The sequence below is a fragment of the Micromonospora sp. NPDC047762 genome (genome assembly GCF_043204655.1).
Lineage (GTDB): Bacteria > Actinomycetota > Actinomycetes > Mycobacteriales > Micromonosporaceae > Micromonospora.
Genome location: NZ_JBIDCQ010000001.1, coordinates 362,868 through 388,948, shown reverse-complemented (window position 1 = coordinate 388,948; position 26,081 = coordinate 362,868). Strand labels below are relative to the sequence as shown.

Below are 26,081 nucleotides of genomic sequence, written 5' to 3'. Positions count from 1 at the left end.
CTGGCGGGGCCCCGGAGAAGGAGTGGGTACGTGACGGGCGACACACCCGCCCCGGCCGCGATGCGTAACGAGTACGCCGCGGACCTGGGCCTGACCGAGGCTGACCTGGCCGCCGACTGGCACACCCAGTTCGACAGCTGGTTCGCCGACGCGGTGGCCTTCGGGCTACCCGAACCGAACGCCATGGTGGTGGGCACCGCCGACTCGGCCGGCCGGCCGAGCGGGCGGACGGTGCTGCTGAAGGGGTACGACCCGGAGGGCTTCGTCTTCTTCACCAACCACCTGTCGCGCAAGGGCGTCGAGGCGACCGCCAACCCGTACGCCAGCCTGGTCTTTCCGTGGTTTTCCATGCAGCGTCAGGTGGTGGTCGCCGGACGGGTCACGCCGGTCGACCGCGCCACGAGCGAGGCGTACTTCGCCAGCCGGCCGCGTGGCTCCCAACTGGGTGCCTGGGCCAGCCCGCAGTCGCAGGTGGTCTCGAATCGGGCGGCGTTGGAGCAGCGGTACCAGGAGGCGGTCGAGCGGTTCGCCGACCAGGCCGAGATCCCGACCCCGTCACACTGGGGAGGGCTGCGGGTCCAACCCGAGTCGGTGGAGTTCTGGCAGGGCCGGGCCGGCCGGTTGCACGACCGGCTCCGCTTCCGTCGCCTCGACGAGGGTGGCTGGATCGTCGAGCGGTTGGCGCCGTGACGGGTGTGCGGGAGACCCGGCCGCGCGCAGCGCGCCGCTGGGCGATCGACGTGCGTCCGCTGCGGGTTCCGGCGTACCGCCGGCTCTGGCTCGGCAACACGGTGGCGATGTTCGGCTTCCAGTTCACCGCCGTCGCGGTGCCGGTGGAGATGTACGCCCTGACCCGGGACTCGTTCTGGGTGGGCCTGCTGGGCGTGGCTGCCTTCGTACCGTTGCTGGTCTTCGGGCTCTGGGGCGGCGCGGTCGCCGACGCCCGTGACCGGCGTGCGGTGCTGCTCGGCGGCTCATTGTTGCTCTGGGCATCCACTCTCGGGTTGCTGCTCCAGGCGGTGCTGGACGTGGGCAGCCCGGTGCTGCTGCTGGCGTTGATGGCGTTGCAGTCGGTGGCCTTCGCGATCAGCTCGCCGGCCCGTAGCGCCATGCTGCCCCGGCTGGTGCCGGAGGACCTGGTGGCGTCCGCCACCACCCTGAACTACACGACCTTCACCGCCGCCTCGGTCGCCGGCCCGCTCGCCGCCGGTCTGATCCTCTCCGCTTCGCCGGACACCACTGTGGTCCTGCCGATCGCCTACGGGCTGGACGCGGTGCTGTTCACCGCGATGCTCTGGGCGGCGCTGCGGCTGCCCTCGCTCCCGCCCGAGCCCAGCGCCGACGGCCAGGCCCGGCGTGCCGGTCTGGCCAGCGTCGTCGACGGGTTCCGCTACCTGGCCACCACCCCGGTCCTGCTGCTGTCCTTCGGGGTGGACCTGATCGCGATGATCCTCGCCATGCCACGGGCCCTCTTTCCGGAGATCGCGCACGAGCGGTTCGGTGGCGGTGGCTCGGTCGGTCTGCTCTACAGCGCCATCGCGATCGGCTCGATGATCGGTGGGTTGACCTCCGGCTGGATCGGCCGGCTCCGCCGGCAGGGGCTCGGCCTGGTGCTGGCGGTGGTCGGCTGGGGCCTGGCGATCGCCGCGGCCGGGTTGGCCCACCAGCTCTGGCTGATGGTCGTGCTGCTCGCCGTGGCCGGCGCCGCCGACCTGATCAGCGCGGTGCTGCGTCAGTCGATGCTGCTGGTCTACGCACCGGACCGGATGCGCGGCCGACTCCAGGGCGTGAACACGGTGGTGGTGGCGGGTGGCCCACGCCTGGGTGATCTGCGCGCCGGCACCATGGCCGCCGGGTTCGGTGGCGGGGTGGCCTGGGTGGCCGGTGGGCTCGCCTCCGCGGTGCTCGTGGTGGTGCTCGCTGTCGCGTTCCCGGCGCTGCTGCGCTACCGGGCGGCGACGGCGTCGAGCGACAACCGGACCTGACCGGTTAGTGTCGCCGGCATGGAAAGCCCCGATCCGCGCCCGTTCTCCGGCGCCCAGTGGACCATCTCCGCCGCCGGCCACGAGGCCGTCATCGTGGAGGTCGGCGGTGGGCTCCGGACGTACCGGCACGACGGTGTCGACCTGCTCGACGGGTACCGGGCCGACGAGGTCTGCCCCGGCTGCACCGGGCAGGTGCTGGCACCGTGGCCGAACCGGATCCGCGATGGTCGCTACTCGTTCGACGGGCGGACGCACCAGCTTTCGCTGACCGAGCCGGAGCGGCACGTGGCCATCCACGGGCTGGTCAACTGGGTGCCGTGGCAGTTGCTGGAGCAGTCGGCGGACGCCGTGACGGTCGGATACGACCTGCCGCCACAGCCCGGCTACCCGTGGCCGCTGCGGCTGCGCAGCCGGTGGAGCGTCGACGCGGACGGGCTGCGCGCCGAGCACGAGGTGACGAACATCGGCGGGGAGCTTGCCCCGTTCGGCTTCTCCGTGCACCCGTACCTGCAACTGCCGGGCGTCGCGGTGGACGACCTGGTGATGCGGCTGCCCACCCGCAGCCGCGTGCTGGTGGACGGTCGACTGCTGCCGGTGGGGGTCACCCCGGTGGCCGGCACCGAGTACGACTGGACCAGCCCTCGCCGGATCGGCGCTGCCATGCTGGACTCCTGCTTCGGCGAGGTGGTCCGGGACGCCGACGGCGGTTCGTCGGTGAGCCTCGCCGCGCCGGACGGTTCGGCCGGGGTGAGCATCTGGGCGGACGCCGAGTTCGGCTGGTGGCAGGTGTTCACCGGGGACGCCCTCACCGGCGAGCGGCACCGCCGTTCGGTGGCAGTCGAGCCGATGACCTGCCCACCGGACGCGTTCCGGTCGGGCAAGGACCTGCTCACCCTCAAGTCCGGCGCGACCTGGCGAGGTGCCTGGGGCATCCGCCCCGGCGCCTGATGGAGTTCGCCGAGGTCGTCCGCCGACGGCGGATGGTGCGCAACTACGACCCGGACCGCCCGGTCCCGCCCGACGTGGTGGACCGGTTGCTCGACCACGCGGTCCGCGCGCCGTCGGCCGGCTTCGCCCAGGGCTGGGGTTTCCTGGTGTTGGAGGAGTTGGCCGATCGGGAGCGGTTCTGGGCGGCCACCACCCCCGATGGTGGTGGGCGGGAGCGTTGGCTCGCGGGCATGCGCCGGGCACCCCTGATCGTGGTGCCGCACGCCAACGAGTCGGCCTACCTGCGGCGGTACGCGGAGCCGGACAAGGGCTGGACGGATCAGTCCACGGACCGGTGGCCGGTGCCGTACTGGCACGTGGACGCCGGCTTCGCGGCGTTGCTGATGCTGCTCACCGCCGTGGACGAGGGGCTGGGGGCGTGCTTCTTCGGCATTCCACAGCAGCGGCTCGCCGCCTACCGGGACGCGTTCGGCGTGCCGGCGGAGTACCAACCCATCGGTGCCGTCACAATCGGTTACCGTGCGGCCGACCATCGGTCACCATCGTTGCGCCGTGGACGTCGTCCAATGGGCGAGGTGGTGCGGCGCGGTCGGTGGAACTGACACGGACGTCCCGTTAGTCCGGTTCAGGATCGGACGAGCGATAGCGAAACTGACATCAGGGAGCAGAACGTAGCGTGCGCTGGGCGGCTAGGCTGGCACGGTCATCGGTGCCGCGCCGCGCGGTGCCCGCCGCGGCCCGGCTCGGCGCCGTCGGTCGGCCCGGCCACGGGGAGGGGAGCGTGCCGTCGTGATCTTCAGAGCGGTCCGGGACGGGCGTCCCTATCCGGAGCACAATCTGACGCTCAAGCAGTGGGCGGAGATCCCGCCGAGGCCACTGCGCCTGGATCAGATGATCACCACCAAGCGCGAGCTGGCGCTGGACAAACTCCTCGCCGAGGATTCGACCTTCTACGGTGACCTCTTCCCGCACGTCGTGCAGTGGAACGGCGGGCTCTACCTGGAGGACGGGCTGCACCGGGCGCTGCGCGCAGCCCTCCAGCAGCGCAACCAGATCCACGCGCGGGTGCTGGTGCTCTCCGAGCCCATCGAGTGACGAGCCCTTCTTTCCCGCGCTGAGCCTTCGTTAGGGTGGCGTCCATGACCGCTGCGCTGGATCTGCTCGACCTGGACCCGTCGCTCAGCGAGGAGGAGCGGCAGATCCGCGACGTCGTCCGCCAACTCGTCGACGACCGGGTGCGACCCCACGTCGCCGACTGGTACGAGGACGGCCGGGTGCCCGCCCGGGACCTGGCCCGTGAGTTCGGCAAGCTCGGCCTGCTCGGCATGCACCTGACCGGCTACGGCTGCGCCGGCGCCTCCGCTGTCGCCTACGGTCTGGCCTGCCAGGAGTTGGAAGCCGGCGACTCCGGCCTCCGCTCCCTGGTCTCCGTGCAGGGATCGCTCGCCATGTACGCCATCTGGCGCTACGGCAGCGAGGAGCAGAAGCAACGGTGGCTGCCGTCGATGGCCACCGGTGAGGCGATCGGCTGCTTCGGCCTGACCGAGCCGGATCACGGCTCCGACCCCGCCTCGATGGCCACCCGGGCCCGCCGTGACGGCGACGACTGGGTGCTCACCGGCGGGAAGATGTGGATCACCAACGCCCCGATCGCGGACGTCGCGGTGATCTGGGCGCGCACCGACGAGGGCGTACGGGGTTTCGCCGTACCCATGGACACCCCCGGCGTCACGGCCCGCGAGATCCGCCGCAAGATGTCGCTGCGCGCGTCGGTGACCGGCGAGATCGTGCTCGACGACATCCGGCTCCCGGCCGACGCCCAACTACCCGAGGCGGTCGGGCTCAAGGCGCCGCTGAGCTGCCTCACCGAGGCCCGCTACGGCATCGTCTGGGGCGCGGTGGGCGCGGCCCGCGACTGCCTCGAAACCACACTGGCGTACGCGACCACCCGCACCCAGTTCGGTCGCCCCCTGGCCGGCTTCCAACTCACCCAGGCGAAGCTCGCCGACATGGCCGTCGAGTTGGTGAAGGGGCAACTGCTCGCGCTGCACCTGGGCCGGCTCGCCGACGCCCGGCGACTGCGGCCCGAGCAGGTCAGCGTGGGCAAGCTGAACAACGTGCGGGAGGCGCTGGCCATCGCCCGGCAGTGCCGCACCATCCTCGGCGCCAACGGTGTCTCGGGCGAGTACCCGGTGATGCGGCACGCCAACAACCTGGAGAGCGTGCTGACCTACGAGGGCACCTCCGAGATCCACCAACTGGTCATCGGGCAGCGGCTGACCGGGCTCTCCGCGTTCGCCTGACCTGCTCGTTTGTCACTTCCTGGCGCTCGCCGCGCGACTGTCGTATCGGGGCCGTACCGTCATTGACAGACGACGTGTCTGACGAGGACGGTGAGCGTGATGGCCCGCGACGCTGGCAGCAACGAGCCCACGAGAGAGTTCCCCGGTTACCCGACCGGTGACGATCTCAAGGCGCGGTCGACCGCGACACCCGGGTGGACCACGGATACGCCGGGTGACCCCGGCGAGCCGGCCGGTCCCGGTGGGCCTGGAGGTCCCGGTGGCCCGACGAGCGGTGGCGATGGCCCCGGCGGTGGCGGTGGCGGTGGGGCGGCCCGCGGTCTGCTCCTGCTGCTCGGCGCCGCCGCGCTGGCCGTGGTCGTGCTGCTCGGCATCCAGGCGACCGGCATTCTGCCGGAGTTCCGCAACCCGTTCGCCAAGGAGCAGACCGACCGCAGTCAGCCACCGCTGCTGAAGTCGATCCAGGACCTCAGCCGCTACGTGGCCGCGGAGGGCAACTTCCAGGTCGTGGTCGACACGCAGAACGACAGGCGCAACGTTCCGGACTTCCTGCTCAACGAGCGCACCCTGTTCGTCGGGGCCGGCAGTGTCGAGGCGTACGTCGACTTCACGAAGATCGGTGAGGGCGCCGTCGTCCAGTCCGCCGACGGCAAGTCCGTCGAGATCAAACTGCCCGCGCCGCAACTCGGTGAGACCAACCTCGACATGGAGAAGAGCTACGTCTTCGCCGAGCAGCGCGGTCTGCTCAACCGACTCGGTGACCTGGTCGGCAACGACCCCAACCGGCAGCAGCAGGTCTACAAGCTCGCCGAGGACCGGATCACCGCCGCCGCCCGGGACAGCGGGCTCTCGGCCCGGGCCGAGGAGAACACCCGCAAGATGCTGGAGGGGCTGCTCCGCTCCCTCGGCTACCAGCAGATCACTGTCACCTACATCGCCCCCTGACCTGCCCTCCGTACGCAGAAGCGCCCGCCCCGACCTCCGTCGGAGCGGGCGCTTCTGCGTGGTGTCCCCCTGGCTCACGGCCCGGGAGGGCTGGCGGCCGATCCCGTGGGGGTGCCGGGCGGATCAGTGTCCGGTGGACGCGAGGTAGCGGTCCTCGTTCGGCATCAGCACCCACAGGATCAGGTAGACGATCACCTGCGTGCCGGGCAGCAGCAGCGACAGCAGGAACAGCAGCCGGACCATTCCGGCCGACATACCGAACCGCCGCCCGAGACCAGCGCAGACACCAGCGATCATGCGCCCCTCGCGGGGCCGAACCAGTTTGCGACTCATCGTCGTACTCCCACTCTGCGGCGGTGCGCCGCGTCTGCAATCCACGGTAGAAAGGGATGGCCACCTCGCCCTCGGTCCCGAGGAGGAGCGGCGACCCGTGGACCCGTAGGTGCTTTACCCGGGCAACCCCTCGCTGACGCCTCCCCGAGCCGCCCGCCGCGGCCAGGCGCGGCGGGGCGGGAGACGGTGGTCGGGTGTTCACGTCCCGGACCGGGTGGCGGGTGAGCTGGGCAGGTAGGCTGGCTGATCGGCCTTCCACACCCCGGGAGGCCGGCACCCATACCCCGGACGGTCACGAGCGGGGCCGCCAGACCGGCGGTCACGACCCGGCCGGGTCCCGTACGCCGGGACGACGGCGAGGAAGCGCAGCCATGATCAGTGTTTTCGACCTCTTCAGCGTCGGTATCGGGCCGTCCAGCTCACACACCGTGGGGCCGATGCGGGCCGCGCGGACGTTCGTCGGAGGGCTGAAGGCCGACGGACTGCTCAGCGACACGGCGCGGGTGCAGGCCGAGCTGTTCGGCTCGCTGGGTGCCACCGGGCACGGCCACGGCAGCGGTCCTGCGGTGCTGCTCGGGTTGGCCGGCGAGTCGCCGGAGACCGTCGACACGGACACCGTCGGTCCTCGGGTGGAGCGGATCCGGGCCGAGCGGCGGATCAACATCCTCGACGCGCACGAGATCGACTTCGACCCGGATCGGGATCTGACGCTGCACCGCCGCCGGTCGTTGCCGTACCACCCGAACGGCATGACCTTCGCGGCGTACGACCGGGCCGGCGCCGAGCTGCGCAGCCGCACCTACTACTCGGTGGGTGGCGGGTTCGTGGTGGACGAGGCGGCTGCCGGGGCGGACCGGATCAAGCCGGACAGCACCGTGGTGCGGTACCCCTTCCTGACCGGGGCGCAACTCCTCGACGTCACCACCCGCACCGGGCTGTCGATCAGCGAGGTGATGCTCGCCAACGAGCGTTCCTGGCGTAGCGAGGCGGACATCCGGGCCGGTCTGCTGGAGATCTGGCGGGTGATGCAGGAGTGCGTGCGCAGCGGCTGCGAACGCGACGGCGTACTCCCTGGGGGGTTGAAGGTCCGGCGGCGCGCGGCGGAGCTGCGGCGTGGCCTGGAGGCGGAGGCCGGGTCGGCCGACCCGCTGCACGTGATGGACTGGGTGACCCTGTTCGCGCTGGCGGTCAACGAGGAGAACGCCGCTGGTGGCCGGGTGGTCACCGCGCCGACCAACGGCGCGGCCGGGATCATTCCGGCGGTGCTGCACTACTACACCCGGTTCGTGCCGGACGCCGATGACGAGGGTGTGGTGCGGTTCCTGCTGACGGCGGGCGCGATCGGTGTGCTGTTCAAGGAGAACGCCTCGATCTCGGGCGCCGAGGTGGGCTGTCAGGGTGAGGTCGGTTCGGCGTGCTCGATGGCGGCGGCGGGGCTGGCCGAGGCGCTCGGTGGCACCCCGGAGCAGGTGGAGAACGCGGCCGAGATCGGGATGGAGCACAACCTCGGGTTGACCTGTGACCCGGTGGGTGGCCTGGTGCAGATCCCCTGCATCGAGCGGAACGCGGTGGCTAGCATCAAGGCGATCACGGCCGCCCGGTTGGCGTTGCGCGGCGACGGGGTGCACAAGGTGTCGCTGGACAAGGTCATCAAGACCATGCGGGAGACCGGCGCCGACATGAAGGTCAAGTACAAGGAGACGGCGCGTGGCGGTTTGGCCGTCAACGTGATCGAGTGCTGAGTCCGGTCGATTCGGGGCAATCGTTCACCGACTGCTAACCTGTCGTCCGTTTCAGGAGGCGGGAGGCTGCGGTGACCTCTGGCGTCGCGGCGTTGTGGTCGCACCGCAACTCGCTGCGCATCCTGGTCAGGCGGGATCTCGCGGTCAAGTACCAGCAGTCGGTGCTGGGCTACTTCTGGTCGTTGATCGAGCCGCTCGGCATGGGCGCCATCTACTGGTTCGTCTTCGGGGTGCTCTACTCCCGGGACACCGGTCGGCACCTCGGTGAGGCGGCCGGGTCGTACCCGTTGTTCCTTATCACCGGCATCTTCGCCTGGATGTGGACCAGTTCGGCGCTGAGTGAGGCGACGAACGCGCTGACCGGCCAGTCCCGGCTGATCACCACGATGAACGTGCCGCGTCAGGTGTTTCCGATCGGCCGGGTAACCGGCCGGTTCGCCGAGTACGCGGCCGGCCTGCCGATCCTGATCGCCATCGCGGTGATCTACGCGGTGCACGGCCGGATCCACCCGGGTTGGTCGCTGCTCTCCCTGCCGCTGGCGGTAGCCGTCCAGGCCGTCCTGCTGACCGGGCTCGCCCTGCTCCTGTCCGCGTGGAACGTGCTGATGCGCGACGTGGAACGGCTGATGCGGCTGATCATCCGGGTGCTCTTCTACGCCACGCCGATCATCTATCCGCTCAGCCTGGTCCGGGAGTCCGGGCTGCCCGGCTGGCTGAAGGTGGTGTACGAGCTGAACCCGCTGGTCGGGATCTTCCAGCTGCACCACGCGATCTGGTACCCGGACGAGTTCCCGGACGCCCGGCTGCTCGCCACCACGATCGTCGGAAGCCTTCTGGTGCTGGCCGCCGGTTGGTGGTCGTTCCGCCGGTTGGAGCCCGCCGTGCTCAAGGAGCTCTGAGGTGGCCGCGCCGATCATCGAGGCCGACGGTCTGGGCATCCGGTTCGTCCGCAACCGTCGCCGTCAGCTCCGCCTGCGGGAGTTGTTCATCCACCGGGGCGCCCGAGGCGCGCTGCCCGGCCAGTTCTGGCCGTTGCGGGACGTGTCGTTCACAGTGCAGCCCGGCGAGACCGTCGGGGTGATCGGGCGCAACGGCACCGGCAAGAGCACCCTGCTGCGGCTGATCGCCGGGGTGCTCATCCCGGACGAGGGCGACATCCGGGTGCACGGCGCGGTGGCGCCGTTGCTGGAGTTGTCCGCCGGCTTCTCCAACGACCTGACCGGGCGGGAGAACCTGCACCTGGTCGGTGGGCTGCACGGACTGTCGACGAGCTACCTGAAGCGGCACTTCGACGAGATCGTCGAGTTCGCCGGTGAGCAGGTGGAACGGGCCATCGACACGTCGGTGCGGCACTACTCGTCGGGGATGAAGGTGCGGCTGGGCTTCGCGATCATCTCGCACCTGCCGCACCCGATCCTGCTGATGGACGAGGTGACCGCGGTCGGGGACGCGGAGTTTCGCAAGAAGTGTTACGCGACGATTGATCGTCTGCTCGGGGAGGGGCGCACGCTGGTGCTGGTGTCACACAACGAAAAGGACCTGACCCGGTTCTGCCGTCGGGGGTTGTACCTCGACGCGGGCCGGTTGACGCTCGACGGCACCATCGCCGAGGCGCTCGACGCGTACCACGCAGCGGTTCCGCGGTGACGCTCGCGATCGTGCTCGCCGCCGGAACGTCCGCGGCGGGCCTCACCACGGCGGGCCTCACCACGGCGACAGGTGAGCCGCTGGCCGACCGGCTGGCCGCCCAGTTGCGCCTGGCCGGGGCGGACCAGGTGCGCTTCGCCGCCACCCTCGACGAGTTGTCCGACCTGGTCAGCACCGCGACCGCCCCGGTGCTGATCACCGGCACCGACCTGGTCGCGCACACCGCCGTACTGCGGCACCTGGCCACCAGCCCGGTGGGCCCCACCGTGGCGCTGGTGCTCGGCGACCCGCCGGTGCCCGGTCGGACCGCGGTGCGGGAGGAGCGCGGCCAGGTGGTCGACGCCGGCGCGTTGGACGCCCTCGACGGGGCCGCCACCGGCGTGTTCGGCGGCGCGCTGCGGGTCGGCGTGGACGACCTGCCGACCCTCGCGGCCGCCGCCCGGGCCGCCGCGTCCGGGATGCTTCCCGTCGCCGCCCCGATCGGCCCGGCCGGAGACGTGGCGCCGATGCCGGCGACCGGCGGGGCCGGGGCCCGCGGGTCCGTGGCTGCCGGTGGCCCCGGGTCCGCCGTGGACCGGCTCTTCGCGGGCCTCACGGCGCTCGGCACCCTGGTCTTCGCCCAGCGGGTACGCCTGCTCGTCGCCCACCGGGTCGAGGACCCGGCCGGGCTGACCGCTGCCGAGGCGGCGGTGACCGCTGTCGACGAGGACCGGGCCGAGTTGCGGCTGTCGGTGAAGGAGAAGGACGACTTCTTCTCCACCTACTTCGTCAGCACCTGGTCGCCGTACCTGGTCCGGCTCTCGGCCCGGCTCCGGCTCACCCCGACCGGGGTGACGGTGATCTCGGTCCTCTTCGCGCTTGGCGCGGCGGTGCTGTTCGGGGTCGGTGGGCGGCCCGCGCTGGTCGGTGGCGCGGTGCTGCTCTACCTCGGCTTCGTGCTCGACTGCGTGGACGGCCAACTGGCCCGCTACACCCGGCACTTCAGCGCCTGGGGTGGCTGGCTGGACACCATGGCGGACCGGGCCAAGGAGTACCTGGTCTACGCCGGGTTGGGCTTCGGTGTGAGCCACGCCGGGCTTGGCAACGGGTGGGCGCTCGCTATCGCCGCGATGACGTTGCAGACCGTTCGGCACATGACCGACACCTGGTACGGGGTGCTGCACGACGAGGCGGCCCGCCGCCCGCGTACGGCCACGAACGCCAGCGGCGGGATCGGCGACCGGCTCAACGCCGCGTCGACCCGGGTGCAGGCGGACACCGGGTCGGTGTCGTACTGGTTGAAGCGGACTGTGGTCTTCCCGATCGGTGAGCGGTGGGCGCTGATCGCGCTGACCGTGGCGCTGTTCAACCCACTGGTCAGCCTGATCGCGGTGCTGGTCTGGGGGGTGCTGGCGTTCGCGTACACCGGGGCGCTGCGGACCCTGCGGGCCCGGTGGATGTGGGTGCCGGTGCTGGACACGGTCGACGCCACCCTGCACCGTGACGACGGCCCGTTGGTCCGCTGGCTGCCGGTGGTCCGCCCGATGGGACCACTGACCCTGGCGGTCATCGCCGCGCTCGGCCCGGCGGTGCTTCTGGTAGCGGCGCTGCTGAGCGACGCCCCGGACGGGCTGCGCTGGGCGGTGCCGGTGGCACTGCTGGTGCTGCTCATCGGTGGCCTCGGGGCCGGGGCGGCGCACAACGGCCCGCTGGACTGGCTGGTGCCCGCGGCGTTGCGGGCCGCCGAGTACCTGTTCGCCATCGCGGTCGGGGTGGTCGGTGCGGCACCCGGCTGGCTGATCTTCGGGTACGTCTTCGTGCTCACCGTGCACCACTACGACCTGACCGCCCGGCTGGAGAAGCGGCAGGCGGCACCGCCCCTGCACGCGGCGACGCTGGGCTGGGAGGGGCGTTCGGTGCTGCTGGCCCTCGCGGCGATCGCCGGTATTGCGGGTATCGGACTGGCTACACTCGGTGCGTACCTTCTCGTGGTTTTCGTGGTGAGCGTCGTCCTGGCCTGGTTCGTGCGACCGGCCCGTAGCGCGCGGGCGTCGGTGGCGCCGGCGGGCGCTGGAGGTGCCGCGCCGCGCTGACGGAGGGCGGCCGGATGACTCTGATCAGCTTCGTGGTGCCGGCCTTCCGGGTGCAGGGATACCTGCGGGAGTGCCTGGACTCCATCCTCGGTCAGCCGGAGACCGACATCGAGGTGATCGCCGTCGACGACTGCTCGCCGGACGCCAGCGGCGACATCATCGACGAGTACGCGGCCCGCGACCAGCGGGTCCACTCGGTCCGGCTGCCGGAGAACGTCGGCCTCGGTCCGGCCCGGAACATCGGGCTGGACCGGGCCGTCGGCGAGTACGTGTGGTTCCTCGACGGCGACGACTGGCTGGCTCCGGAGTGCCTGACCGAGGTCGCCGAGCGGTTGCGGGTGACCCGCCCGGACGTCCTGCTGGTCGACCACGTCCGCACCCACTGGAACGACACCGCCACCCGCAGCGCGATGGCCGAGGTTTTTCCGGAGTCCCCGGGGCCGGGCACCTTCCGGTTGCGGGACCGGCCGCAGGCGATGCACCTGCTGCACACCGCGTGGAACCGGCTGGTCCGGCGGGAGTTCCTCACCGACCTGGGGTTGCGTTTCGCGCCCGGCTGGTACGAGGACGTCTCCTTCAGCTACCCGGTGCTGATGGCCGCGCACCGGATCGGCGTACTCGATCGGGTCTGCGTCAACTACCGCCAGCGCCGCGCCGGCGCGATCACCCGGACCCGGGGTGACCGGCACTTCGAGGTGTTCCCGCAGTGGCACCGGGTCTTCCACCTGATGGATTCGTGGGGGCCGGCGACGGAGGCCCTGCGGCCGGCGGTCTTCGAACGGATGATCTGGCACTACCTGACCGTGCTGGGCAACGGTCAGCGGATCGCCCCGGAGCTGCGGGAGGCGTTCTTCGCCCAGATCACCGCGGACTACGAGCGCTGGCTGCCGCCCGGCGGTTATCCGGTGCCGGACGGGGTCGAGGGGATCAAGCACAAACTTGTCGCCGCCGGCCGGTGGCGCACCTTCAGCGCGTTGCGGGCCGCCAGCCGGGCCCGCGACGCCGCCCGTCGGCGGGCCCGCACCGCGCGGCGCAAGGTCGGCCCGGTCGCCCGGCGCGGTGCCCGGCTGACCCGGGACGGGCTGCTGCGTGAGTACTACCGGGCCGAGTTGCGGCGGCCGGTCGACCCGACGCTCGCGGTGTACGCGGCGTACTGGTACCGGGGCTACTCCTGCAACCCGGCGGCCATCTACGAGGTCGCCCGCCGGTTGGCGCCGGGGGTGCGCGGGGTGTGGGTGGTGCGCCGGGACCGGGTGGAGGCCGTGCCGGCCGGGGTGGAGTACGTGGTGGCCGGCACGCCGGCGTACTACCGGGTGCTCGCTCGCGCCCGGTGGCTGGTCAACAACGTCAACTTTCCGGACTTCGTCCGCAAGCGACCGGAACAGGTGCACGTGCAGACCCACCACGGCACGCCGGTCAAGGTGATGGGGCTTGATCAGCAGCGCCACCCGATCGGCGCGGGCCGGATGGACTTCGCCGGGCTGCTGCGCCGGGTGGACCGCTGGGACTACAGCGTCAGCGCCAACAGCTTCTCCACCCAGATGTGGGACCGGGCGTACCCGGCCACGTACACCACGCTCGAGGTGGGGTACCCGCGCAACGACCGCCTGGTCACCGCGGGCCCGGACGAGGTGCGCCGACTCCGCGCGGAGTTCGGCCTCGACCCCGACGAGCAGGTCGTCCTGTACGCCCCGACGCACCGCGAGCACCTGCCCGGCTACCGGCCACCGTTCGACCCGGACCGGTTCGTCCAGGCGCTGGGTGACTCGGGCCGGTTGCTGATGCGCAGTCACTACTTCCACGACCGTGATCGACGCCCCGGCCAGCCGAGGGACTGGGAGCGGGTTCGGGACGTCAGCGGCCATCAACGGGTGGAGGATCTGTACCTGGTGGCGGATGTGCTGGTCACCGACTACTCGTCGGCCATGTTCGACTATGCGGTGTTGGACCGGCCGATCGTGCTCTACACCCCGGACTGGGAGGCGTACCGGCTGGCCCGGGGGGTCTACTTCGACGTCACCGCCGAACCGCCGGGCGCGGTGGCCTCCACTTTCGCCGATCTGCTCGATGTGTTCCGTACCGACGGGGTGCGCTCGGACGCGGCGACCAAGGCCCGCGAGCATTTCCGGGCCCGGTTCTGCACGTTGGACGACGGGCGGGCGGCGGAGCGCGTGGTGCGGCGGGTGTTCCTCGGGGAGCCGGACGAGCGGTCCACGCGCTGCTGATCGCGGTTTCTGTCGTGTAATAGCAGTGTCATCGATCGAACATGAGACGTTTACCCGATGTCACAAACCCATGATCCTGGTCACAGTCTTGGGGGGTTCGGCCTACGCGCGCTGGGGGGGAAGACGGTGAGCACCGTCACGCTCAAGGATGTGACCAAGGTTTTCCGAGATGGCACGCTGGCCGTCGACAGCATCAACCTCGATGTGACCGACGGCGAATTCCTGGTGCTGCTCGGGCCTTCCGGGTGCGGTAAGTCGACAGTGCTGCGAATGATCGCCGGGCTGGAGGAGCCGACCACCGGTGCGGTGATGCTCGACGGGGAGTTGGCGAACGACCTCCCCCCTCGCGACCGTCGGATCGCCATGGTCTTTCAGGACTTCGCCCTCTACCCGCACATGACCGTCGGCGACAACATCGCCTTTCCGCTGCGACTGGCCGGGGTCGAGCCAGAGCCGCGGGGGGAGCGGGTCAGCGACGTGGCGAGCGCGCTGGGCATTGGTGACGTGCTGGCCCGCAAGCCCGGTCAACTCTCCGGCGGGCAGCGGCAGCGGGTGGCGATGGGCCGTGCGATCGTCCGCCGGCCCGGCCTGTTCCTGATGGACGAGCCGCTGTCCAACCTGGACAGCGGCCTGCGCGCCGAGTTGCGCGCGGAGATCTCCGGCCTGACCCGCGAGCTGGGCGTCACCACTGTCTACGTCACGCACGACCAGGCCGAGGCGCTCACCATGGCCGACCGGGTGGCGATCATGCGCCGCGGCGTGCTCCAGGACGTGGGCACACCGACCCAGGTGTACGGCCGGCCGGCGACGCTCTACGTCGCGGCGTTCCTGGGCAGCCCACGGATGAACCTGCTGGAGGCGTCGGTCTACGTCCATCTCGACCGGTACGTCACGCTCAACCTCGGTGACCAGTCGCTCTACCTGCCCTGGAACGACATCCGCAGTCGGGCGGTGGCGCACTACCACGGTGAGCGGATCGTGGTCGGCATGCGGGCCGAGGCGCTCACCCCGGTCGCACCCGACAGCCCCGGCGACGTGCTGCGCGGGCGGATCCGCTACCTGGAGCACCACGGGCACGAGTCCCTGGCGTTCCTCGACATCGGCGCGACCGCGATCGTGGTCGACGAGATGGGTGCCCCGCTCGACCCGCCGCCGGTCGGCCAACGCGGCCTACGCCGCTTCGGCTCGGTGATGCAGCGGCTCACCGGCAAGCCGGTGGACGCGCAGGAGGCTCCGGCCAGTGGCGTCCAGACCAGCGTGCTCCCCGATCCGGGCCGGCACCACCGCCGCCCGGCGGAGCTGGCGGTGCGGCTGGCGCCGTACCCGGCGGTCAGCGCCGGTCACCCGCTCGCCGTCTCGGTACGGATGGACGCGCTGCACTTCTTCGACGAGCGTGGCGACCGGATCGACGTGGGTTGGCGCTGACGACGTCTGACCGTGCCCTGGCGGCGAAATCGCTGGTTGCCGGCCTGGTTACCGGTTAGTAACGTCAGGCCATGACTATCGACTCCCGCCAGGTGGCAGCCGGCATGCTGGAAGCGGTGCCGTTCGCTCGCACGCTCGGTATCGAGTTCGTCGAGGTGGCACCCGAGGCGGAGGGCGGCGTGCGGGCAGTCGTCCGGCTGCCCGACTCGGCGGCCACCCACAACCACATCGGCGGACCGCACGCCGGCGCCATGTTCACCCTCGGCGAGACGGCCTCCGGCGCGGTCGTGCTGGCAGCCTTCGGTCAACTGCTCGACCGGGCCGTGCCACTGGCCGTCCGGGCCGAGATCGCCTACCGGAAACTCGCCATGGGTCCGGTGCTGGCCACCGCGCGACTCGGCCGGCCGGCGGCCGAGGTGACCGAGGAGTTGGCCGCCGGTCGACGACCGGAATTCCCCGTCGCGGTCCAGATCACCACCGAGGACGGCAAACCGACCTCGGAGATGACAGTGATCTGGACGTTGCGACCGAACTGAAACGCCTCAGGGCGGCCGAAGCGGGTTTGCGCGCCCAGCAGGGTGGATAGATTCGTACCGTGCTGGGCCTACCTGCTCACGTGACCGCCTGTCTCTTCGACCTGGACGGTGTGCTGACGCAGACCGCCCGCGTACACAACGCCGCCTGGACGCAGACGTTCGACGAGTTCCTCCGCCAGCGCGCCACGACCTCCGGCGAACCGTTCCAACCGTTCGACCCGGGCCCGGACTACAACCGCTACGTCGACGGCCGCCCCCGGGCCGACGGCGTGCGGTCGTTCCTCGCCTCCCGAGGGATCGTGCTGCCCGAGGGCAGCCCGGACGACCCGCCGGAGGCGGAGACCGTCAACGGCCTGGGCAACCGCAAGAACGTCCTGCTGCTGCACCGTCTGCGTACCGCAGGCGTCGAGGTCTACCCGGGCTCGGTGCGGTATCTGAAGGCGGCGACCGCCGCCGGGCTCCGCCGAGCCGTGGTCACCGCCAGCGCGAACGGGGGCGAGGTGGTCGCCGCCGCCGGGCTGGAGCCGCTGCTGGAGGCCCGGGTGGACGGGATCGTCGCCCGCACGCAGGGGCTGCGCGGCAAACCACACCCCGACTCGTTCCTCGCCGGAGCCAGGCTGCTCGGCGTCGACCCGCCGCAGGCCGCCGTCTTCGAGGACGCGCTCTCCGGGGTGGCCGCCGGCCGCGCCGGTGGCTTCGGTTACGTGGTCGGCGTCGACCGGGTCGGGCAGGCCGACGAGCTGCTGGCCCACGGGGCCGACATCGTGGTGACCGACCTCGCCGACCTGCTCGACAGCGCGAACCCGCCGGCGCCGGACCGCACCGCCACCGACCCGCTCGCCGCCGAACGAGGCTCCGGATGATTCGGGAGCGCGCCTACCCGGTCGAGCCGTGGCACGTCCGGGAGACCCGGCTGGACATGGACGTGCTGGCCCAGTCGGAGTCGGTCTTCGCGCTCTCCAACGGGCACGTCGGCCTGCGGGGCAACCTCGACGAGGGCGAACCGCACGGCCTGCCCGGCACCTACCTCAACTCGTTCTACGAGCTGCGTCCACTGCCGTACGCGGAGGCGGGCTACGGCTTCCCCGAGTCCGGGCAGACCATCGTCAACGTCACCAACGGCAAACTGATCCGGCTGCTGGTCGACGACGAACCGCTCGACGTGCGTTACGGCGAGCTGATCGCCCACGAGCGGATCCTCGACCTGAGGGCCGGCACGCTGCACCGGGAGCTGCACTGGCGCTCGCCCGCCGGCCGGGAGGTCAAGGTCCGCAGCACCCGTCTCGTCTCCTTCACCCAGCGGTCCGTGGCCGCCATCAGCTACGAGGTGGAGGCCGTCGACGGCCCGCTGCGGCTGATCGTGCAGTCCGAGTTGGTGGCGAACGAATCGCTGCCCGCGCAGAGCAAGGACCCCCGGGTCGCGGCGGTGCTGGAGTCGCCGCTCCAGGCCGAGGAGGAGCTGACCACCCCCGACGGCGGCCAGCTGATCCACCGCACGAAGGTCTCCGGTCTGCGGGTCGCCGCCGCCATGGAGCACGAGGTGCACGGCCCGGACCACACCACCATCGAGTCCGAGGGTTACCAGGACTGGGTCCGGACAACCATCGCCTGCGTGCTCCAGCCCGGCGAGAAGCTGCGGGTGATCAAGTATCTGACGTACAGCTGGTCGAGTCGCCGCTCCCTGCCGGCGTTGCGCGACCAGGTCGGCGCGGCACTGGCCGGTGCCCGACTCGACGGATGGGACGGGCTGCACCGGGAGCAGCGCAACTACCTCGACGCGTTCTGGGACGCCTCCGACGTGCTGGTCGAGGGCGACCCGGAGGTGCAGCAGGCGGTCCGCTTCGGGCTCTTCCACGTGTTGCAGGCCGGCGCGCGGGCCGAGCAGCGGCCGATCTCGGCGAAGGGGCTGACCGGCCCCGGTTACGACGGACACGCCTTCTGGGACACCGAGATGTTCGTCCTTCCGGTGCTCACGTACACCCAGCCGAGCGCGGTGCGCAGCGCGTTGCAGTGGCGACACAGCACGCTGGATTCGGCGCGGGAGCGCGCCGAGACGCTCAACCTCAAGGGTGCCGCCTTCCCCTGGCGCACCATCGCCGGCCCGGAATCATCCGGGTACTGGCCGGCCGGAACGGCGGCCTTCCACATCGCCGCCGACATCGCCGACGCCGTGCGCCGCTACGTGATGGTCACCGGGGACACCCAGCTGGAACGGGAGATCGGGCTGGAGCTGCTGGTGGAGACCGCCCGGCTGTGGCGCTCGATCGGCCACCACGACCGGCACGGGCAGTTCCACATCGATGGCGTCACCGGCCCGGACGAGTACACCGCAGTGAAGAACGACAACGTCTACACCAACCTGATGGCGCAGCGGAACCTGCTCGCCGCCGCCGACGTGGTCATGCGCCACCGGGACGAGGCGTTCCACCTCGGGGTCACCGACGAGGAGGCCGCGAGCTGGCGCGACGCCGCCACCTCCATGCACGTCCCTTACGACGATGAGCTCGAGGTCCACCAGCAGGTGGAGGGCTTCACCCGACTTCAGGAATGGGACTTCACGCACACACCGGCGGAGAAGTACCCGTTGCTGCTGCACTACCCGTACTTCGAGCTGTACCGCAAGCAGGTGGTGAAGCAGGCCGACCTGGTCCTCGCCATGCACTGGCGGGGAGACGCCTTCACACCCGAGGAGAAGGTGCGCAACTTCCTCTACTACGAGCGCCGCACCGTACGCGACTCGTCGTTGTCGGCGTGCACCCAGTCGGTGCTCGCCGCCGAGGTGGGCCACCCCGAACTCGCGCACACCTACCTGCGTGAGGCCGCGTTGATGGACCTGCACGACCTCAACGAGAACACCCGCGACGGCGTCCACATGGCGTCGTTGGCCGGCGCGTGGCTCGCCCTGGTCAGCGGGTTCGGCGGTCTACGCGACCACGACGGCGAGCTGTCCTTCGCCCCCCGGCTCTCCAGCCGACTCAGCCGGCTGGAGTTCTCGCTCCAGTGGCGGGGGCTGTCGCTGCGGGTGGATGTCCGGCCGCACCAGACGACGTACTCGCTGCGACACGGCGGCCCGGACGACGTGGTGGAGCTGCGCCACCACGACCAGGTGCTGCGGGTGACCTGCGACGAGCCGGTGACGGTACCGGTGCCGCCGGCCGAGCCGTCCGGCCCGCCACCCGAGCAGCCACCGGGCCGGTCCCCGCTGCTGCGGTTGCCAGAACGCGACCAGTGACGGGCGGGGCGGGAGTGTTTGCCCCCCCCCCCCCCCCCCGGGTGGTGGGAACGCGGCGCCCCGGCCCGGGTTTCACACACCCGGGGCCGGGGGCCGGGTGCAAACCCGGGGTGGCGGCGCCGGCCGCGCCGCCCGGCCCGCCACCCGAGCAGCCCCGGGGCGGGCCCCGGCTGCGGGGTTGGCCACAACGCGACCTGTGCGGGGGGGGGGGGGTGTGTCCCCCCCCCCCCCGCCCGCGCTGTTGGTCGAACCGGCTCGCCGGCCCAGGTTGATCAGACCGGCGTGCCGGTCGAAGTTGATCAGACCGGTGTGCCGGCCCAGGTCGATCAGACCGGCTCGCCGGTCGACGGACGCCCGATCGCGTCCCGGGGCGCCGCCGCCTTCGGGTCGTCGGGCAGCCGGGCCGAAGCGGCCTGGTCGCCGAAATCCTGGTCCCCGACGTCCTGGTTGCGCTCGGCGTCCTGTTCACGCTGGGTTCGCTCGGTCAGCTGCTGCTGCCGGGAAATCTGCTGCTTGGCCATGGCGATCCTCGCGATCCGTCGGGGCGCGGCTGCGCCGACACGGTCTGCGGTCGCTCGTCGCGTACCCGGCGACCCAGCCGACAAACGCGGCCCGGCGGCGGGCGCACGGCCCCGGGTTAACGCCGTCGCGGCGTGCGTGCCCGGCGGCGGGCGGGGTACCCGGGACACCGTCGAGTACGCGGAGGTGGGGCATGGATGAGCAGCGCAGCGTGACCATTCCGGTCGGGGACGCTCAACTCCCCGCGGACCTGACGCTGCCCGCCCAGCCGGTCGGCGTGGTGCTGTTCGCGCATGGCAGCGGCAGTTCCCGGCACAGCCCGCGCAATGTGGCGGTGGCCCGGACGCTGAACGACCGTGGGCTCGGTACGGTGCTGGCGGACCTGCTCACCCCGGCCGAGGACGAGGTGGACGCGCGAACGGCCGAACTGCGCTTCGACATCGGGCTGCTGGCCAGCCGGCTGGCCGGGATCGTCGACTGGCTGGCCGTCGAGCGTCCTGCCGGCGATGCGCCGATCGGCCTGTTCGGGGCCAGCACAGGTGCTGCCGCTGCCCTGGTCGCGGCGTCGTCCCGCGCCGATCGGGTGGCCGCAGTGGTCAGCCGGGGTGGTCGGCCGGACCTGGCCGGTAACGCGCTGGCCCAGGTGCGTACCCCGACGTTGCTCCTGGTTGGCGGGCTGGACGAAGAGGTGATCACGCTCAACGAGCGGGCGCTGGCCGAGTTGGGGGAGGTCGGCGAGTTGCGGGTGATCCCCGGCGCCACCCATCTCTTCGAGGAGCCCGGCACCCTTGAGCAGGTCGCCGATCAGGCTGGCACCTGGTTCACCACGCACCTCGTTCGGTGATGATCACTCCGAGGGCAGGAGAGCCGAGGTCGAGCGGCGCTGTTGGACGGTGTCGATGACGCGCCAGAGGACGGCGGTGATCGGGACGCTGACGAAGGCCCCAGCGATGCCCGCGATCAGCGTGCCGGCGGTGACCGCCACCAGGATCACCGCCGGATGCAGTCGGACCTGTCGCTTCATGACCAGCGGCTCCAGCAGGTTGCCCTCGATCTGCTGCACGGCGATCACCGCCGCGAGGGTGAGCAGCGCTGTGGTCGGCCCGTTGGCTGCCAGCGCCACCAGCACCGCCACCGCGCCGGCCACCGTCGCCCCGATGATCGGCACGAAACCGCCGAGGAACGTGATCAACGCCAGCGGCAGGGCGAGGGGCACCCGCAGCACCACGAGAGCCAGCCCGATGCCCAGCGCGTCGATCGCGGCGATGAACATGGTGCCCCGGCTGTACGCGCCCAACGTCTGCCAACCGTTGCGGCCGGCCTCGGCCAGCACGGGTTGGTTCGGGCCGGACGCCCGGGACAGCACCCAGTGCCACATGGACCGGCCGTCCTTGAGCAGGAAGAAGAGCAGCACCAGAGCCAGCAGCGCGGAGCCGAACACCTCGGTGGCGGTCCGGGCGCCGGCCACCGGGTCGGGTGAGCTGCCGCTGAGCCCCTCCCGGGCCTGGTCGACCAGCCGGTCCAGCTGTGCCTCGCTGACCGGCAGGGTGGACGTCACGAAGTCCCGGCTGCGTTCGACCCCCTGCGTCAACTCCTGGCTGAGCTGATCGAACTGGCTGGCGGTCAGGTTCCACACCAGCGCGCCGACGCCGACCAGGATGCCGAGCAGCAGCAGTACGGTGCAGAGCGCGGCCAGCGCCGCCGGCAGGCGCAACCGGCGCAGCAGCAGCAGGACCGGATCCAGCAGCGCGGTGAGGAAGATGGTGGCGGCCAGCGCGATGGCCAGCGGCGCCAACAGGACGGCGATCCGGCCGAGCAGGTACAGCCCCGCGGCGATCACCACCAGGCAGGCGCTCCACAACACAGCGGTCCGGACCAGCCACGGCAGCGCCGCCCAGGTCTGGCGCGGCCCGGGGCCGCCTGTCGGTCCGGGTACCTCTGCGGCCATGTCGGTCCTCCTCGATGTCGACGAGGTCGGTACCCGGTCGGTCGTGCCCCGACACCCGAATCGCTGGCCGTTGCCCGCGCGGATCGTACGTCGGCCGGAGTGACGCCGGTGGGTGTTCGCCGATCACGTCCGGAGCCGCGGCGTTTGCGTGGTCCGGCCAAGGGAACGCGAAGGGGACGGACCGGATTGAGGAGGAACGCCATGGGTGACTTCATGGACAAGGCCAAGGACTTCGCGGACAAGCATGACAAGCAGGTCGACCAGGGTGCGGAGAAGGCCGGCGACATGGCCGACAAGCGCACCGGCGGCAAGTACGGCGATCAGATCGACAAGGGCGTCGACCAGGCCCAGGCGCGCACCGGCGAGGGCGATCAGGTCCGCTGACCCGCCGCGCTTCTCCCGGGTCGCCGAGCCTCGGCGACCCGGGAGTGCCGGGTCCGGACGATACGGGTCAGCGCTTGTCGCGTAGCTCGTCCATCGTGGTCGGCCGGCCGCTCAACGCGTCACGCAACCGGTCGACCAGGCCGATGCCGGGGGCGAGCAGCTTGTTCGCCGGTGGGTGCTCTGGGCTCCCCGGGTGCGGCCGGGTCGGCCCGATCTCCTTGATCACCGTCACCCGGGCGGCGATCTCGACCAGCTCCTCCCGGGCCGTCGCCGCGCGCAGCCGCGGAAAGAGCTCCTTCTCCTCTTCCGCCACGTGGTGTCGGACGGTGCTGGTCAGGTGGGCGAGCAGTTCGTCGAAGCGGGGGTCGGACGGGTCGGTTGACTCCAGCTCCTTCATGGTCCGCTCGGCGTCGGCGTGCTCAGCGATCTCCCGGTCGGCGATCTCGTTGCCGTCGGGCAGCACCTTTCGGGCGATCGGATACACGTAGGCCTCCTCGGCCACCGAGTGGCGGACGAGTTCGGCGATCACCACGTCGGCGAGGTGTCGGCGGTGCTCGGCAGTGCCCTGCCGGGTCGCCAACTCGACGAGGACCGCCTCGATCGCACGATGATCGGAGACCAGGATGTCGACAGCGTCGTGGTCGTCGGTGTTCGGTGGATTGGTCATTGTCACGGCCCCTTACCGGTTGCGGATCGGTGGGAGGTGTGTGGCTCTGGTACCCCCACGGGGCTGCACAAACCCACGGTTGACGATGCGTACGACGGTGTCCGTGGTACCTCCGGTGGCGGTGGTGCCCGGCCGTCACGATTGCCGTGCCGCCGCCGGGGTAACCGCCGCCATGGCCGACGACCGCCCACCCGCCGACCGCGATCAGTCGCGGCTCGATGAGACCGCCCAGCGGACGGTCCGGCGGGTGCGGCACCGGGGCGGGCAGGCCGGCCGGATCCGGGCCCGGCAGTGGGAGGTCACTCTGGTGATCTCCATCCAGGCCGGGCTGGCCGCGGCCATCGCCGCCCTGCTCGCCAAGAATCTGCTCGGCCAGGGATCGCACGTCTTCGCCCCGGCCGCCGCCGTCGGTACGATCGCCACCGCCATCGGGCAGCGGGCACGGCGCACCTTCGAGCTGTTGGGCGGCGTGGCCCTGGGCATCATCATCGGCGACACGCTGCGATTCCTGCTCGGCTCGGGCCCGTGGCAGACCGGCGTGGTGGTCGCGCTTGCCATCGCCAGCGCGTTGCTGGTGGCTGGCAAGGGCGGTCCGCTCGTCGGCCAGGCCGGCGGTACCGCCGTGCTGATCGCCACGCTGGCCCCGATGCAACGCGGCCTGGAGGTGCCCCGCATCTTCGACGCGCTCGTCGGTGGGGCGGTCGGCCTGGTGGTGGTCGCGCTGTTGTTGCCGATCAACCCGATGCGGGTGTTGGACCGGGCCGCGGCACCGATTTTCGCGATCCTCTGCGAGCAACTCGGCGAGCTGGCGCAGGCCATGCGCGAGCGCGACGTCGCCCGGACCATGGGCGTTCTCGACCGGCTTCGCAGCACCGAGGACGACCTGGGCCGGTTGCACGATGCGCTCAGCGGCGCCGAAGAGGTGGTGACGATCGCCCCGGTGCGCTGGCACCGCCGGCAGCAGTACCACCGTTACGCTCGCAGCGCGGGCCACCTGGAGCGGTTGCTGCTGGACACTCGCGCCATGGCCCGCTGGTCGACCACCGCGTTGCAGTACGACGAGCCGATCCCACCGGAGCTGCCGGACGCGATGGGCCGACTGGGTCAGGCAGTGGCGGCGATGCGTGCGGAGTGCAAGGTCGGCGAGGACACCCAGCGCACCCGTCGACTGGTCGAGCAGTGCGCCGAGTTGGCCGGGCGGGCATCGGCGACCGGGGTCAGGTCGTTCGGAGAATCCCTCGTCACCGGGCTGCGTACCGCGGCCAGCGATCTGCTCCGGGCAGCGGGTTCCGAACCGGAGGACGCCAACCGGATCGTGCGCCGAGCGGCCGGAGCCGGCGAGGCGGAGATCCACCCGCCACTCCGCCGAGAACTGCACCGGGCCCCACCGACGCGAGCCGCCCGAGCCCGCCGCCGCGCGCACCTCGCCAACCGCACCCGTGACAACGGCCGGGCCGGCCTCCCCGCACGGGAGAGGCCGGCCCGGTGAAGCGTTCCGGATCAGGAGGAGTAGCCGCGCTCGGCGATCCAGTTGGCGACCTTCGGCAGGCTCATCCAGTACTCGCCCAACGCCGGGTCGGCCGGGTCGGCGACCCGGATCGTGTCACCACCGTCGCGGTAGCCGACGAGGGTCAGGTAGTGGCCACCCTCGTACGAGTGCGGGTTGCCGTCGGTGTCCACCGTCGTGCCCTTGATGTTGGCCACCACCGGGCGGCCGGCGTCCACCGCGGTCAGCACGTCACGGCGCAGCTGCTCGACCTGGTCGGGGCGGGCCACCGAATCACGGATCTCGGTGGTCCGGTACTTGCCGCCGGTCAGTTCGTTGAGCACCCGGGTGGTGTCCAGGGCCGAGGGGGTGCCCGCCTCGGTGGTGCCGAGCAGCCGGGCCACCTCGTCTTGCGAGAGCGCCTTGCCCTGGGCGGACAACGCGATCCTGGTCGCGGCCGGGCCGCAGTAGTAGAAGTTCGGCTGGGCCTGGTAGTCGACGCCGAGGACCCGCTCGGCGTGCCTGTCGGTCTGGCTCGACGAAGCCGGAGCGGCGGGTGCCGGCGCGGCCTGCGCGGCCACCGCCGGGCCGAGGGCGCAGCCGCCGGCGACGAGCAGGCCGACGACGGACAGGCCGCTCTTCTGGACGATCGGGTTCATGGTCGAGTCTCCGTTCGGGGGTTGTCGGCTCCGACAAGCGGAGGACGGCAGCACCGGGAATGGCGCTCGGCGCAACACGGGGGCCGACCATCTGTGGTCTCGGCCCTGGGCGTACCGAGGGCGTAACGGCTCTGCTCCACGGAGAATTCCGCCGGCTGAGGGCACCGGGACCCGCACGGCGTCCCTGCCCGACCCGAACCGGTCATCGGGGACAGACGGTCAGCTCAGAGGCTGCCCAACAACCTGGTCACGGTGATCTCGATGACCACCCGCTCCGGATTCGGGCGTGGTGTCCGATACCGCTCGGCGTACCGCCGCTCCGCCTCCGCCACGGCGGCCGGATCCGACCGCAGCACCGCGCGGCCCTCGATGGTCAACCAGCGGCGGCCATCCACGTGGCATACGGCCACCGCCGTGCCCGCCGCCCCGGCAGACGCCACCTGACGGGCTTTGCGGGAGGCGCCGGAGGTGATGACCCGGGCCAGGCCGGCCGCCGGGTCGAGCGTCACCCCGACCGGTACGACGTGCGGGGTACCGTCCGCCCGCAGGGTGGTCAGCGTCGCCAGGTGTCGTTCGGCGCAGAAGGCGACAACCCGCTCATCGTGCACGTCCAACCGATGATCGCCCGCCATGCCCGTCCCCTGTCCGCCGAACCGACCCCGATCATGGCACGCGGCGGCGCACCTGGCCCCGATCCGGCGGGGCGTCCGGCTGACCGGGCAGCTGGCGACCTGCCGCCCGACGTTGGTGCACCAGCCGGGTCAGGTAGATCAGCGCGGCGGCCAGGACCCCCATGTCATCCAGGTAGATCGGGTCCGGCAGCACGTCGACCGGGAAGACCGTGTAGATCAGTGCCCCGTAGAAGGCGACCTTGCCGCCCGCGCCCAGCCCGGTCAGCATCCGCCGGGTACGCACCACCCGCACCGCCAGCACCACGGCACCGACCAGTGTGGCGAGCGCCAGGATGCTGGCGATCACCACGAGGACCCACGCCTGTCGGGACATGCCGTCACGCTAACCCACCC

General features: G+C 71.5%; 26 protein-coding genes. 19 read left to right on the top strand and 7 right to left on the bottom strand.

What is annotated here, in order from left to right; translation table 11 throughout:
- Positions 1-60 precede the first annotated feature (60 nt).
- The 7 genes from pdxH (at position 61) to ACGF3C_RS01825 (ending at position 6,181) form a co-directional block, all read left to right on the top strand.
- The gene (pdxH, locus tag ACGF3C_RS01855) at positions 61-690 is read left to right on the top strand and encodes a pyridoxamine 5'-phosphate oxidase (RefSeq protein ID WP_393219040.1); all 630 of its coding nucleotides are present in this window, start codon (positions 61-63) and stop codon (positions 688-690) included.
- Positions 687-1,985 (top strand): MFS transporter, encoded by a 1,299-nt coding sequence (locus ACGF3C_RS01850; protein WP_393217810.1) that lies wholly within the window; start codon positions 687-689, stop codon positions 1,983-1,985. Before pdxH ends, ACGF3C_RS01850 begins: the two co-directional genes overlap by 4 nt.
- 18 nt (positions 1,986-2,003) lie before the next feature.
- The gene (locus ACGF3C_RS01845; protein ID WP_393217807.1) at positions 2,004-2,933 is read left to right on the top strand and encodes an aldose 1-epimerase family protein; all 930 of its coding nucleotides are present in this window, start codon (positions 2,004-2,006) and stop codon (positions 2,931-2,933) included.
- Positions 2,933-3,535, top strand: coding sequence for a nitroreductase family protein (locus ACGF3C_RS01840; RefSeq protein WP_393217804.1), 603 nt, complete (start codon positions 2,933-2,935; stop codon positions 3,533-3,535). Before ACGF3C_RS01845 ends, ACGF3C_RS01840 begins: the two co-directional genes overlap by 1 nt.
- Before the next feature lie 187 nt (positions 3,536-3,722).
- On the top strand, positions 3,723-4,028 hold the full coding sequence (locus ACGF3C_RS01835; protein ID WP_030329612.1) for a type II toxin-antitoxin system VapB family antitoxin: 306 nt from the start codon (positions 3,723-3,725) through the stop codon (positions 4,026-4,028).
- Positions 4,029-4,072: 44 nt separating this feature from the next.
- On the top strand, positions 4,073-5,236 hold the full coding sequence (locus ACGF3C_RS01830) for an acyl-CoA dehydrogenase family protein (protein ID WP_393217801.1): 1,164 nt from the start codon (positions 4,073-4,075) through the stop codon (positions 5,234-5,236).
- Positions 5,237-5,335: 99 nt separating this feature from the next.
- Positions 5,336-6,181 (top strand): DUF4230 domain-containing protein, encoded by an 846-nt coding sequence (locus ACGF3C_RS01825; protein WP_357221129.1) that lies wholly within the window; start codon positions 5,336-5,338, stop codon positions 6,179-6,181.
- Between the two features lie 123 nt (positions 6,182-6,304).
- Here ACGF3C_RS01825 and ACGF3C_RS01820 read toward each other — a convergent pair whose 3' ends face one another.
- Positions 6,305-6,514, bottom strand: coding sequence for a PspC domain-containing protein (locus ACGF3C_RS01820; RefSeq protein ID WP_030486383.1), 210 nt, complete (start codon positions 6,512-6,514; stop codon positions 6,305-6,307).
- Between the two features lie 371 nt (positions 6,515-6,885).
- On the opposite strand from ACGF3C_RS01820, the gene ACGF3C_RS01815 reads away from it, so the two are divergent.
- The 9 genes from ACGF3C_RS01815 to ACGF3C_RS01775 all read left to right on the top strand — a co-directional run bounded on the left by ACGF3C_RS01815 (position 6,886) and on the right by ACGF3C_RS01775 (position 19,393).
- Complete coding sequence (locus ACGF3C_RS01815; RefSeq protein ID WP_393217797.1) at positions 6,886-8,256, top strand: L-serine ammonia-lyase; 1,371 nt, start codon at positions 6,886-6,888, stop codon at positions 8,254-8,256.
- Positions 8,257-8,327: 71 nt separating this feature from the next.
- Positions 8,328-9,155, top strand: a complete 828-nt coding sequence (locus ACGF3C_RS01810) for an ABC transporter permease (protein WP_112581809.1) — start codon at positions 8,328-8,330, stop codon at positions 9,153-9,155.
- A 1-nt stretch (position 9,156) separates the two neighbouring features.
- On the top strand, positions 9,157-9,903 hold the full coding sequence (locus ACGF3C_RS01805) for an ABC transporter ATP-binding protein (RefSeq protein ID WP_334507643.1): 747 nt from the start codon (positions 9,157-9,159) through the stop codon (positions 9,901-9,903).
- Entirely contained in the window at positions 9,900-11,975 is a 2,076-nt protein-coding gene (locus tag ACGF3C_RS01800) for a DUF5941 domain-containing protein (RefSeq protein ID WP_393217792.1), read from the top strand. Before ACGF3C_RS01805 ends, ACGF3C_RS01800 begins: the two co-directional genes overlap by 4 nt.
- 14 nt (positions 11,976-11,989) lie before the next feature.
- On the top strand, positions 11,990-14,200 hold the full coding sequence (locus ACGF3C_RS01795) for a CDP-glycerol glycerophosphotransferase family protein (protein ID WP_393217789.1): 2,211 nt from the start codon (positions 11,990-11,992) through the stop codon (positions 14,198-14,200).
- Positions 14,201-14,326: 126 nt separating this feature from the next.
- The gene (locus tag ACGF3C_RS01790) at positions 14,327-15,625 is read left to right on the top strand and encodes an ABC transporter ATP-binding protein (protein WP_357232405.1); all 1,299 of its coding nucleotides are present in this window, start codon (positions 14,327-14,329) and stop codon (positions 15,623-15,625) included.
- A gap of 71 nt (positions 15,626-15,696) precedes the next feature.
- The gene (locus ACGF3C_RS01785; protein ID WP_357232408.1) at positions 15,697-16,161 is read left to right on the top strand and encodes a DUF4442 domain-containing protein; all 465 of its coding nucleotides are present in this window, start codon (positions 15,697-15,699) and stop codon (positions 16,159-16,161) included.
- 59 nt (positions 16,162-16,220) lie between these two features.
- Entirely contained in the window at positions 16,221-17,024 is an 804-nt protein-coding gene (locus tag ACGF3C_RS01780) for an HAD family hydrolase (protein ID WP_393217785.1), read from the top strand.
- Complete coding sequence (locus ACGF3C_RS01775) at positions 17,021-19,393, top strand: glycoside hydrolase family 65 protein (RefSeq protein WP_357232414.1); 2,373 nt, start codon at positions 17,021-17,023, stop codon at positions 19,391-19,393. Before ACGF3C_RS01780 ends, ACGF3C_RS01775 begins: the two co-directional genes overlap by 4 nt.
- Positions 19,394-19,719: 326 nt before the next feature.
- On the opposite strand, the gene ACGF3C_RS01770 is transcribed toward ACGF3C_RS01775, so the two are convergent.
- A complete protein-coding gene (locus ACGF3C_RS01770) occupies positions 19,720-19,914 on the bottom strand; it encodes a hypothetical protein (protein ID WP_091395197.1) in 195 nt (64 codons plus the stop codon).
- Positions 19,915-20,105: 191 nt separating this feature from the next.
- Here ACGF3C_RS01770 and ACGF3C_RS01765 point away from each other — a divergent pair, with 191 nt between their 5' ends.
- Positions 20,106-20,756 (top strand): dienelactone hydrolase family protein, encoded by a 651-nt coding sequence (locus ACGF3C_RS01765; RefSeq protein WP_393217781.1) that lies wholly within the window; start codon positions 20,106-20,108, stop codon positions 20,754-20,756.
- A 3-nt stretch (positions 20,757-20,759) separates the two neighbouring features.
- Here the strand turns inward: ACGF3C_RS01765 and ACGF3C_RS01760 are convergent, their stop codons facing one another.
- Positions 20,760-21,860 (bottom strand): AI-2E family transporter, encoded by a 1,101-nt coding sequence (locus tag ACGF3C_RS01760; RefSeq protein WP_357200046.1) that lies wholly within the window; start codon positions 21,858-21,860, stop codon positions 20,760-20,762.
- A gap of 201 nt (positions 21,861-22,061) precedes the next feature.
- Here ACGF3C_RS01760 and ACGF3C_RS01755 point away from each other — a divergent pair, with 201 nt between their 5' ends.
- Entirely contained in the window at positions 22,062-22,244 is a 183-nt protein-coding gene (locus tag ACGF3C_RS01755) for an antitoxin (protein ID WP_091395189.1), read from the top strand.
- Positions 22,245-22,311: 67 nt separating this feature from the next.
- On the opposite strand, the gene ACGF3C_RS01750 is transcribed toward ACGF3C_RS01755, so the two are convergent.
- Positions 22,312-22,911, bottom strand: a complete 600-nt coding sequence (locus ACGF3C_RS01750; RefSeq protein ID WP_393217778.1) for a hemerythrin domain-containing protein — start codon at positions 22,909-22,911, stop codon at positions 22,312-22,314.
- Positions 22,912-23,008: 97 nt separating this feature from the next.
- On the opposite strand from ACGF3C_RS01750, the gene ACGF3C_RS01745 reads away from it, so the two are divergent.
- A complete protein-coding gene (locus ACGF3C_RS01745; RefSeq protein WP_393217776.1) occupies positions 23,009-24,400 on the top strand; it encodes an aromatic acid exporter family protein in 1,392 nt (463 codons plus the stop codon).
- Between the two features lie 11 nt (positions 24,401-24,411).
- Here ACGF3C_RS01745 and ACGF3C_RS01740 read toward each other — a convergent pair whose 3' ends face one another.
- From ACGF3C_RS01740 to ACGF3C_RS01730, 3 genes are all read right to left on the bottom strand, one after another.
- Positions 24,412-25,056: a C39 family peptidase gene (locus ACGF3C_RS01740; RefSeq protein WP_393217774.1), complete on the bottom strand. Its 645-nt coding sequence runs from the start codon at positions 25,054-25,056 to the stop codon at positions 24,412-24,414.
- 224 nt (positions 25,057-25,280) lie between these two features.
- A complete protein-coding gene (locus tag ACGF3C_RS01735; RefSeq protein WP_357227584.1) occupies positions 25,281-25,688 on the bottom strand; it encodes a TIGR03618 family F420-dependent PPOX class oxidoreductase in 408 nt (135 codons plus the stop codon).
- Between the two features lie 31 nt (positions 25,689-25,719).
- Entirely contained in the window at positions 25,720-26,061 is a 342-nt protein-coding gene (locus tag ACGF3C_RS01730) for a YkvA family protein (protein ID WP_357200030.1), read from the bottom strand.
- Between the last annotated feature and the right edge of the window lie 20 nt (positions 26,062-26,081).

Coding starts and splice junctions, on each gene's coding strand:
- pdxH (WP_393219040.1), top strand. CDS start 61: ATGCGTAACGAGTACGCCGCGGACCTGGGCCTGACCGAGGCTGACCTG.
- ACGF3C_RS01845 (WP_393217807.1), top strand. CDS start 2,004: ATGGAAAGCCCCGATCCGCGCCCGTTCTCCGGCGCCCAGTGGACCATC.
- ACGF3C_RS01840 (WP_393217804.1), top strand. CDS start 2,933: ATGGAGTTCGCCGAGGTCGTCCGCCGACGGCGGATGGTGCGCAACTAC.
- ACGF3C_RS01830 (WP_393217801.1), top strand. CDS start 4,073: ATGACCGCTGCGCTGGATCTGCTCGACCTGGACCCGTCGCTCAGCGAG.
- ACGF3C_RS01825 (WP_357221129.1), top strand. CDS start 5,336: ATGGCCCGCGACGCTGGCAGCAACGAGCCCACGAGAGAGTTCCCCGGT.
- ACGF3C_RS01820 (WP_030486383.1), bottom strand. CDS start 6,514: ATGAGTCGCAAACTGGTTCGGCCCCGCGAGGGGCGCATGATCGCTGGT.
- ACGF3C_RS01815 (WP_393217797.1), top strand. CDS start 6,886: ATGATCAGTGTTTTCGACCTCTTCAGCGTCGGTATCGGGCCGTCCAGC.
- ACGF3C_RS01795 (WP_393217789.1), top strand. CDS start 11,990: ATGACTCTGATCAGCTTCGTGGTGCCGGCCTTCCGGGTGCAGGGATAC.
- ACGF3C_RS01785 (WP_357232408.1), top strand. CDS start 15,697: ATGACTATCGACTCCCGCCAGGTGGCAGCCGGCATGCTGGAAGCGGTG.
- ACGF3C_RS01775 (WP_357232414.1), top strand. CDS start 17,021: ATGATTCGGGAGCGCGCCTACCCGGTCGAGCCGTGGCACGTCCGGGAG.
- ACGF3C_RS01770 (WP_091395197.1), bottom strand. CDS start 19,914: ATGGCCAAGCAGCAGATTTCCCGGCAGCAGCAGCTGACCGAGCGAACC.
- ACGF3C_RS01765 (WP_393217781.1), top strand. CDS start 20,106: ATGGATGAGCAGCGCAGCGTGACCATTCCGGTCGGGGACGCTCAACTC.
- ACGF3C_RS01760 (WP_357200046.1), bottom strand. CDS start 21,860: ATGGCCGCAGAGGTACCCGGACCGACAGGCGGCCCCGGGCCGCGCCAG.
- ACGF3C_RS01755 (WP_091395189.1), top strand. CDS start 22,062: ATGGGTGACTTCATGGACAAGGCCAAGGACTTCGCGGACAAGCATGAC.
- ACGF3C_RS01750 (WP_393217778.1), bottom strand. CDS start 22,911: ATGACCAATCCACCGAACACCGACGACCACGACGCTGTCGACATCCTG.
- ACGF3C_RS01740 (WP_393217774.1), bottom strand. CDS start 25,056: ATGAACCCGATCGTCCAGAAGAGCGGCCTGTCCGTCGTCGGCCTGCTC.
- ACGF3C_RS01735 (WP_357227584.1), bottom strand. CDS start 25,688: ATGGCGGGCGATCATCGGTTGGACGTGCACGATGAGCGGGTTGTCGCC.
- ACGF3C_RS01730 (WP_357200030.1), bottom strand. CDS start 26,061: ATGTCCCGACAGGCGTGGGTCCTCGTGGTGATCGCCAGCATCCTGGCG.